The organism is Chryseobacterium sp. C2(2020) (assembly GCF_014218915.1).
Taxonomy (GTDB): Bacteria; Bacteroidota; Bacteroidia; order Flavobacteriales; family Weeksellaceae; genus Chryseobacterium; species Chryseobacterium mucoviscidosis.
The window spans coordinates 33,363-41,969 of record NZ_JACLCT010000039.1 but is presented as its reverse complement, the minus strand read 5'-3'; the positions used below and the strand labels follow the sequence as shown (position 1 = coordinate 41,969).

The window sequence follows — 8,607 nt, the reverse complement described above, 5'->3', positions numbered from 1 at the left end:
TTATTTTTGAAAAAAGGCTCAGATTATAAAATCCAAGCCTAACTTTTCTACTTACACACTTTACGGGATAGTGTCATAAAATTTAAATCAACGCTTAATAATTCAGTCTTTCCAGACGGATTTTATTGAATTTTTCTTTTTCGTTGAACTCGCGAAGCAGAATATAACCTTCTTTCGCAACATACGGCGTTACCACATAATTATCTTTTTCTGAAATAGGAACAACTTCCTGCTTGAATTTCCCGTCAATAATCGTATTGATGAAAAGATTCCACTTCTTTTCTTTGGTTACCTGATCTTTCTGATAATCGCGGAAGAAAAAGACAACATCTTTTCCGTCATTCAGATATTGAGAAAAAAGATAATCGCTGTTTACCCACTTGGATTTTTCTTTTTCAAAAACCTGTACATCTTTTACCCTAAAATCTTTATCGGTGTTAATGTAAACCAGATCAGTTGTTTTCGGAGCATTGTACTGTCCCGCAGGTTTGAATTTCTCCGAAAGAATTCCAACACTGCCGTCGCTCATAAAATACGCATCCTTCGTCTGAAGATAATAGCCGTTTTCTACGCCTCCGTCTGCACTCAGTTTTGGAATGTGGTTGGAAAGATCCGGTTTGTAGCTGATGGTTTTCAGATCTACATTATAATTGTTTTTATCAAGGATAAATCTTGCAAAGCCTCTGTTCTCTTTGGAAATATAATTTCTTCCCAGCAAAACTACTTTATCATCAAAAGTTTTATCATTATCAATTCCGCTTAAAGCATCAATATTATAAATGGTTTCCGGAGAAAGTCCCGTTATCGGCTTGTTGGAAAGTTCTTTTCCTGTCTTCATATCAATCACTACAAGAGAAAATGTTTTGTCGTCATCATTTACCTTTCTCAGGATTCCGTAGATGCGGTTTTCGTCCTTTTCCAAAATGGAAAGGTCGGAAAATACTTTTTTATCTCCGTTTGTATTGTAGCTGTATCGCCAGATTTCTTTCTTATTATCATCAAATTTTATCAGGCTGTTTTTATTGATGTATTTTCCGTAGTCGTTGTATTCTAAAGCCAGATAACCGCCTTCTTTAATTTCTCCGACCACGGAAACATAATTGTATCCTCTCTCTTTCTTCTCGGCGCGGTTTTCTTTTCTTTCTTCTTTAAAAGTTTTGGGCTGTGAGATTTCTTTAAACGTTCCGTCTTCCTGATAATCGTAATACACTTTGGGCTTTACTGTATTGGTTTTAGGATCAATAACCATAGAAACAGGAGCCGCTGCATCTTTGGAAAAAGCCTGAAGATAATTGATGTCCGAAGGCTGAAGAATAATCTGCCCTTTAAAATCCACATATCCGAAATAATTGGAAACCAGAAGTCCCGCTTCAAATTCTTTATTGGCAACCGGATTCAGGTTTTTATCTAAAATAACGTATTCGAATTTCTGTTTTTTATTGTCTGTTTTTCCGTAGGAATAGATAGAAACATAGCCGTAAAGATTGTCTTTGGTATCAAACAGCGCATTCATCCCTACATTTTTGCCTGAGGCTAAAGAAGCCAGATCCTGAGTCTGAGAATAAGCAATTGTCTGAATAAGACCAAAAACCAAAAATGTTAATTTTTTCATGGTTAAAATTTGAATTTCAAAAATAGCAAATTCGGGGATATGTTCTTAAAAAAATAAAAGCCCTGATTTCTCAAGGCTTTCGGTCTATATTTTAGAAAGTAAATTTCTGAAACTTGTCTTTTCGTCGATAATTCTTCTCAACTCTGAAACCGGAACTCTTTCCTGAACCATCGTATCTCTATCTCTTATCGTCACCGTATGATCGGTTAAAGAATCGTGATCGATCGTGATACAGTAAGGTGTTCCGATCGCATCCTGTCTTCTGTAACGTTTTCCGATTGCATCTTTTTCTTCGTAGAATAAGTTGAAATCATATTTCAGATCGTTGAAAATTTTCTCTGCATATTCTGCCAAACCATCTCTTTTCATTAACGGAAGAATCGCTGCTTTAATTGGCGCTAAAGCCGGAGGTAAAGATAAAACTGTTCTTTCGGAACCATCTTCCAAAACTTCGTCTCTTAAGCAATGAGAGAATAAAGCTAAGAACAATCGGTCTAAACCAACCGAAGTTTCCACCACATACGGAACATAGTTTTCGTTTCTTTCAGGATCGAAGAACTGAAGTTTTCTGCCTGAAAATTCTTCATGCGCTTTTAAATCGAAATCCGTTCTTGAGTGAATACCTTCCAGTTCTTTGAAACCAAAAGGGAAATTAAATTCAATATCCGCGGCAGCATTTGCGTAATGAGCCAGTTTTTCATGATCGTGGAATCTGTAATTTTCATCACCTAAACCTAAAGCCAAATGCCAGTTCAGACGTTTTTGCTTCCATTGCTCGTAGAATTCAAGTTCTGTTCCCGGAGCTACGAAAAACTGCATTTCCATCTGTTCGAATTCACGCATTCTGAAGATAAACTGTCTTGCAACAATCTCGTTTCTGAACGCTTTTCCGATCTGTGCAATACCGAAAGGAAGTTTATGACGGGAGGTTTTCTGAACATTCAAAAAGTTAACGAAAATTCCCTGCGCAGTTTCCGGTCTTAAATAAAGATCCATTGCAGAATCTGCAGAAGCACCTAATTTAGTCCCGAACATCAGGTTGAACTGTCTTACCTCCGTCCAGTTTTTAGAACCCGTGTCAGGATCAGCAATTTCCAGCTCTTCAATTAACGCTTTTACATCAGCAAGATCTTCATTTTCTAAAGATTTTGCTAGTCTGGAAAGGATTGCTTCCCTTTTGGCTCTGTATTCCAAAACTTTTGGATTTGTTGCCACAAACTGTTCTTTATCAAAAGCCTCACCGAATCTTTTCGCTGCTTTTTCAATCTCCTTATTCTCCTTATCTTCAATTTTAGCACAGTAATCTTCCACCAAAACATCTGCTCTGAAACGTTTCTTAGAATCCTTATTATCAATCAATGGATCGTTGAAAGCGTCTACGTGTCCCGAAGCCTTCCATGTAGTCGGGTGCATCAGGATCGCCGAATCAATACCCACAATATTTTCGTTAAGCTGTACCATCGCTTTCCACCAGTATTGCTTGATATTATTTTTTAACTCGGCTCCGTTTTGTCCATAATCATAAACAGCGGATAAACCATCGTAGATCTCACTCGAAGGGAAAATAAAACCATATTCTTTAGCGTGAGAAATCACTTTCTTGAAAACATCTTCTTGCTTTGCCATAATTTTTTAACGTCTGAAAGTGCAAAAATATGAATTTGAATCCCAATTCCATGAAATTCAATAAAAAAAGCCGTCAATAGACAGCAAATATTTACATTTTTAAATTTCAGGAGTCGGGAACCTGCTTTCACTACTCGCTTTTTTCTGTTTTCAGCGCGGCGGAGCCGCCGCGCTGAAAACAGAAAAAGAGCTCAGACATGCCGTTCAATCAGGACTACTAAGAACAGCAAAAAAAAGCAGTTGTAAAAACTGCTCCTGTATATCTTAGAAATTGTAGGATAATCCGATGCTGTTTCCTGTGATGTCTAACCTGTAAGAAGCGGTTTTTGTTTCTCCGCCTTCCGGATTCTGGTTTTGCGTATCCACAGCTTTCTTTAGATTTTTTCCGGAACTGATCGCAAAAGGAATCCCGATTCCCACAAATCCTGCTCCGATTCCTACCAATCCCCAACCGCTTTTATCTTTTACTTTGTAGGCTACACCATTGTGATAAGCCGTTTTGGTACGTAATATCTGTTTTGCTAATCCGAAACCGATAAAACCACCGCCAATTGCTCCGAAAATCTGAGAAACCGTACTGTTCGTGTTCGCTTTCTTCATATAGTTCAGCGCTTCAGGATTGGTGAACACTTTTTTATACTCGGAAAACTTAAATTTCTGATCTCCTTTGATAAAAAACTCTCTGTTGGATTTTCCCAACTTCAGTGAATCTGAATTCTGGGCAAAAGAAATTAATGGAAAAATACTAAGTAATAAAGTAAATAATAGCTTTTTCATAGTTAAAAATTTGCGCGAAAATAAAGATTCTCTCTTTTATCAAAAGAATTTAAAATGTTAATTTTTTTCAATATCAGAGGTATGAAATCATTTTAATTATTATTGTCTTAATTTGAGACAATTTATCGTAATTTGCTTTATCAAAATTGAGTCATGAAAAAATCAGGATTATTAATTGTTATTTTTCTTTTGGTAAGTCATTTGTTTTTTGCGCAGAAAATTTCAGAGGGAAAGATCGTTACAACTTATATTACTGCTAAAACATTACAGAATAGTGCAGGAGAAAATCCTAAGCGAAGAGTAACCGTTTATCTTCCGCCGGATTATGAAAAATCCTCCAAAAGATATCCCGTTATTTATTTTTTACACGGTTTTTTCTGGAGCGACAGTTTGCTGGTGAGCAACGATAAGATCAATCATATTTTTGATCGGGCGATTTATTCAAAAAAGATAAAACCCGTTATCGTTGTCATGCCCGATGAAAGCACCGTTTTTAAAGGAAGTTTTTACGCCAATTCAAAATCTTCAGGAAACTGGTCAGATTTTACGTCTGTTGAGCTGGTCGATTTTATTGATAAAAATTACAGAACAATAGCAAATAAAGACAGCCGCGGAATTTCAGGGCATTCCATGGGCGGAAACGGAGCGCTGAGAAATGCCATACTTCATCCCGAAGTTTTTTCTTCTGTGTATGCACTGTCTCCCGGAATTTTAGACGCCCGTTTCTTTGCACTTTCAGAAATGGAACTCTATAAAAATGCTGATCAAATTAAAAACATTCAGGATGTATCCAAACCTGAAAATGCAAGGTTAAATATTGTCTTTGCCATCGCAAGAGCTTACAACGGAAATAAAAATAAAGCTCCCTTTTTTGCAGATCTTCCATTTTCTTTTGAAGGTGAAAATGTAAGGATTAATTCAGCCATTTTAGACGAAATGAACAGAAACTCCACTTCAGAACTGCCTTTTTCACAATATGAAAATCTGAAAAAATTAAAAGCCATAAAATTCGACTGGGGTAGAAACGACGAGCTGAAACATATTCCGCCAAGCTGCCTGAATTTCAGCAAAACACTGGAAATGCTCGGTATAAAACATGAAGCTGAGGAATACATAGGAACGCACGGAAGCGAAGTAAGCAAAGAAAACGGAAGAATTGAAAATCAGATGCTGCCGTTTTTTAATATACATCTTAAGTTTGAAGAATAATATAAAACTTCTACTTTTGCCGGATGTTAGAAATTCTTTATCGCGACGAACATCTTATTGCCATCAACAAACCGAGCGGATTGTTGGTTCATAAATCTTTTTATTCCGGAGAAGCGGATACGTATGCGATTCAGGAACTGAGGAAGCAGATCGGACAAAAAGTGTATCCTGTTCATCGCATAGACCGGAAAACTTCGGGTGTTTTGCTGTTCACTTTAGATAAAGATACACTGAGAATGATGAGCACTCAGTTTGAGGAAAAACAGGTTGAAAAGAAATACATTGCCATTTTGCGAGGCTGGACGAAAGAAGAGGAAACAATCGATTACGATCTGGTTAACGAAAACGAAATTACGCAAAATGCAATCACATACTATCGCCGTCTGCAGACTTCAGAGATCGATTTACCCTTTTTAAAACATCAGACTTCCAGATACTGCTTAGTAGAAGCCATCCCTGAAACGGGACGATTTCATCAGTTGAGAAAGCATTTTAAACATATTTTACATCCGATTTTAGGCTGTCGAAAACATGGCTGCAACAAACAGAATAAATTGTGGCTTCAAACCTTTGATATTAATAAAATGACACTTCACGCTCATCAACTGACATTTAATCATCCGGTTTCCAACGAAAGAATCACGGTAAATGCGACTATTGATGATGATTTCAAAAAAGTAGGGGATATTTTGAAACTGGATTTGAGCGCATATTCTTAATTTCTTAAACTTCCATCAACTTTGTGAAGACTTCTCACATTTAAATTAATGACCGAGGTTTAGCCCCGATTGTAATGAAAATCCTTTTTTGCAAAAAAAGATTGTAATGGAAAGCGGGAAATAGCTCCTGAAAGCAATTTAACAAACGATCGTAGCTTTAGCACATTACACAGATCTTATGTTTTATAGATACCATTGATAATATCTTTTTCCATAAAATATCATACATTAACCGAACGTTAATTTTAAAATGAGTACTTTTGTAAAACTTTTTTTCAATGTACAAATCGTTCATTCGCCCGATTCTTTTCAAATTTGATCCTGAAGAAGTACACCATTTTACTTTTTCGATGCTTAAAAATTTCGGATTTCTTACCAAATTATTTTTTCCAAAACCTATTGAAGACAAGCGTCTGGAAAGAGAAGTTTTTGGCTTGAAATTTAAAAATCCTGTTGGTTTGGCGGCAGGTTTCGATAAAAATGCAGTTTTGTTCAATGAATTGGGAGATCTTGGTTTTGGATTTGTGGAAATTGGAACCGTAACGCCGAAAGCTCAGGCGGGAAATCCTAAAAAAAGACTGTTTCGTTTAATTGAAGATGGCGGAATTATCAACAGAATGGGCTTCAATAACGACGGTCTGGAAGCAGCGATTGAAAAACTGAAAGGCAATAAAGGAAAAATCATCATCGGTGGAAACATCGGAAAAAATACGAATACTTCTCCCGAAAATTACACGCAGGATTATCTGGAATGTTTTGAGGGGCTTCATCCTTATGTAGATTATTTTGTGCTGAATGTAAGCTGTCCGAACGTAGGAAGCCACGCCAAACTGGAAGATGTAGATTACCTTCGTGAACTGATTACGGAAGTGAAAAAAATTAACCAGTCGAAATCTGTACAGAAACCAATTCTCCTGAAAATTGCTCCGGATCTGAATAACAATCAATTAGATGAAATTATTGAACTGATTGCAGAAACAAAAATCGACGGAATCGTAGTTTCCAATACATCAGTGAACAGAGAAGGGCTGAAAGCGTCACCTGAAGTTTTAGCAGAAATCGGAAATGGTGGTCTTAGCGGAAAACCTATTCGTGAAAGAAGCACAAAAATGATCAAATATCTTTCTGATAAAAGCAACAGAGCATTTCCAATCATTGGAGTTGGCGGAATTCATTCTGCAAAAGATGCGCTCGAAAAACTGGATGCAGGAGCAACGCTGGTTCAGTTGTACACAGGTTTTATCTACGAAGGTCCGGAATTGATTCAAGATATTAATAAGGAAATTTTGACAAGAGCAAGTCGCCTCTCTGTATAATTTGTTGAAATTTCTGAAAAACAAAAAAGAGTTCTCCTGAGCTCTTTTTTTATGATTTTAAAGGAAAAAATGCGCAATCGTATAAATAATCAGCCCCACCAAACCACCGACGATCGTTCCGTTCACACGGATGAACTGAAGATCTTTCCCTACTTCCAGCTCCAGCTTTTCGCTTAATTCTTTTCCCTGCCAGTTTCCGACGGTCGAGCTAATGAGGTTTCCGAATTGATGGGTATTTTTTAGAATATATTTGTAAGCGGTAACACGAACCCAGTCGTCGATTTTTTTCTGAAAATTTTCGTCATTTTTTAAATTCTGTGAAAATTCATTCAGATTTTTAGATAAATATTTCTTTAGTGAAGATTCATCGTCCTGAAGTTCTTTCGTTAACGTATTTTTAATGGAAATCCAGATGTCGTTGGAATATTCATTCAGCTTGTCGTTTTTGAGGAGATCATTTTTAATATTTTTAAATTCCTCTTCCCATTTCGGATCCTGTTTGAGTTCATTGGAGAAATCATAGATTTTCTGGGTGATCAGATTTCGTATTTCGTGGTTCGGATCTTGTTCAATCTCTTTGAAAAAATCTGAAAGTCCGGAGGTAATTTTATCAGCAATTTTATTATCCACAAAAGCAGGGATAAAAGTATAGCTTCCTTTTTTCACGCGGTCTTTAATCATTTCATCATTTTCAGCGATGTAATTTTTAATCTGAGAAGAAAGATTGGTAATAATCCTCTGATGATCGTTTTTGTCTAAAAGATAGTTAATTCCGTTGCCTAAAATGGCGTTCAGTTTGATGGTATCTGTCATTTCAGACACTTTGTTGCTGATAAAACGGCTTACTTCCGAGTCATCGAGCTTATTTAAAATATCCAGAACAATATCCGAAAGGTTTTTAAGCAAAACATCCTGATTCTTTTCTTTTCCGAGCCATTCTCCCACAAAATTCGAGATTTTTAATTTCTGGATATAAGGTCTGATGTTTTCCGGAGAAAGAAAATTAGTTACGACAAAACTTCCCAGATTGTCTCCCAGTTTCTGTTTGCTGTTTTCAATAAGATTGGTGTGCGGAATCGGTAATCCGAGCGGATGGCGGAAAAGGGCTGTTACGGCAAACCAGTCTGCCAAAGCTCCCACCATTGCCGCCTCGGAAAAGGCACGAACATAACCTATCCAGTGCGAGTCTATGGTTTTTTGCAATAAGGTAGTCCCGATAAACAGAACTGCCATTAACACAAATAATCCTGTGGCAAATGCTTTGTATTTTCTGAGCTGTTTTCTTTTGGCTTCATCATTCATATGCTCAAATTTAGTAAATTTGGTTGTGAATTTTCAAGGACAAATT

At 36.8% G+C, this 8,607-nt stretch carries 7 protein-coding genes; 3 read left to right on the top strand and 4 right to left on the bottom strand.

Features of this window, described 5'->3' with window-relative positions; all coding sequences use genetic code 11:
• Positions 1-94 precede the first annotated feature (94 nt).
• The 3 genes from H6W52_RS17770 to H6W52_RS17760 all read right to left on the bottom strand — a co-directional run bounded on the left by H6W52_RS17770 (position 95) and on the right by H6W52_RS17760 (position 4,015).
• Positions 95-1,612 (bottom strand): hypothetical protein, encoded by a 1,518-nt coding sequence (locus tag H6W52_RS17770; protein ID WP_116099449.1) that lies wholly within the window; start codon positions 1,610-1,612, stop codon positions 95-97.
• Positions 1,613-1,696: 84 nt separating this feature from the next.
• Complete coding sequence (locus H6W52_RS17765; RefSeq protein WP_116099448.1) at positions 1,697-3,238, bottom strand: glycine--tRNA ligase; 1,542 nt, start codon at positions 3,236-3,238, stop codon at positions 1,697-1,699.
• A gap of 264 nt (positions 3,239-3,502) precedes the next feature.
• Positions 3,503-4,015: a hypothetical protein gene (locus tag H6W52_RS17760; protein ID WP_116099447.1), complete on the bottom strand. Its 513-nt coding sequence runs from the start codon at positions 4,013-4,015 to the stop codon at positions 3,503-3,505.
• A 153-nt stretch (positions 4,016-4,168) separates the two neighbouring features.
• Here H6W52_RS17760 and H6W52_RS17755 point away from each other — a divergent pair, with 153 nt between their 5' ends.
• From H6W52_RS17755 to H6W52_RS17745, 3 genes are all read left to right on the top strand, one after another.
• Positions 4,169-5,224: an alpha/beta hydrolase gene (locus tag H6W52_RS17755; protein WP_116099446.1), complete on the top strand. Its 1,056-nt coding sequence runs from the start codon at positions 4,169-4,171 to the stop codon at positions 5,222-5,224.
• Positions 5,225-5,247: 23 nt separating this feature from the next.
• Positions 5,248-5,943, top strand: a complete 696-nt coding sequence (locus H6W52_RS17750; protein ID WP_116099445.1) for a pseudouridine synthase — start codon at positions 5,248-5,250, stop codon at positions 5,941-5,943.
• A 278-nt stretch (positions 5,944-6,221) separates the two neighbouring features.
• Positions 6,222-7,259, top strand: coding sequence for a quinone-dependent dihydroorotate dehydrogenase (locus H6W52_RS17745; protein ID WP_116099444.1), 1,038 nt, complete (start codon positions 6,222-6,224; stop codon positions 7,257-7,259).
• 57 nt (positions 7,260-7,316) lie between these two features.
• Here the strand turns inward: H6W52_RS17745 and H6W52_RS17740 are convergent, their stop codons facing one another.
• Positions 7,317-8,561, bottom strand: coding sequence for a DUF445 domain-containing protein (locus H6W52_RS17740; protein WP_116099443.1), 1,245 nt, complete (start codon positions 8,559-8,561; stop codon positions 7,317-7,319).
• Positions 8,562-8,607: the final 46 nt, after the last annotated feature.

What these genes read in the sequence shown, in the direction of transcription:
- H6W52_RS17750 (WP_116099445.1), top strand. Translation starts at nt 5,248, where the DNA reads ATGTTAGAAATTCTTTATCGCGACGAACATCTTATTGCCATCAACAAA.
- H6W52_RS17770 (WP_116099449.1), bottom strand. Translation starts at nt 1,612, where the DNA reads ATGAAAAAATTAACATTTTTGGTTTTTGGTCTTATTCAGACAATTGCT.
- H6W52_RS17760 (WP_116099447.1), bottom strand. Translation starts at nt 4,015, where the DNA reads ATGAAAAAGCTATTATTTACTTTATTACTTAGTATTTTTCCATTAATT.
- H6W52_RS17755 (WP_116099446.1), top strand. Translation starts at nt 4,169, where the DNA reads ATGAAAAAATCAGGATTATTAATTGTTATTTTTCTTTTGGTAAGTCAT.
- H6W52_RS17745 (WP_116099444.1), top strand. Translation starts at nt 6,222, where the DNA reads ATGTACAAATCGTTCATTCGCCCGATTCTTTTCAAATTTGATCCTGAA.
- H6W52_RS17765 (WP_116099448.1), bottom strand. Translation starts at nt 3,238, where the DNA reads ATGGCAAAGCAAGAAGATGTTTTCAAGAAAGTGATTTCTCACGCTAAA.
- H6W52_RS17740 (WP_116099443.1), bottom strand. Translation starts at nt 8,561, where the DNA reads ATGAATGATGAAGCCAAAAGAAAACAGCTCAGAAAATACAAAGCATTT.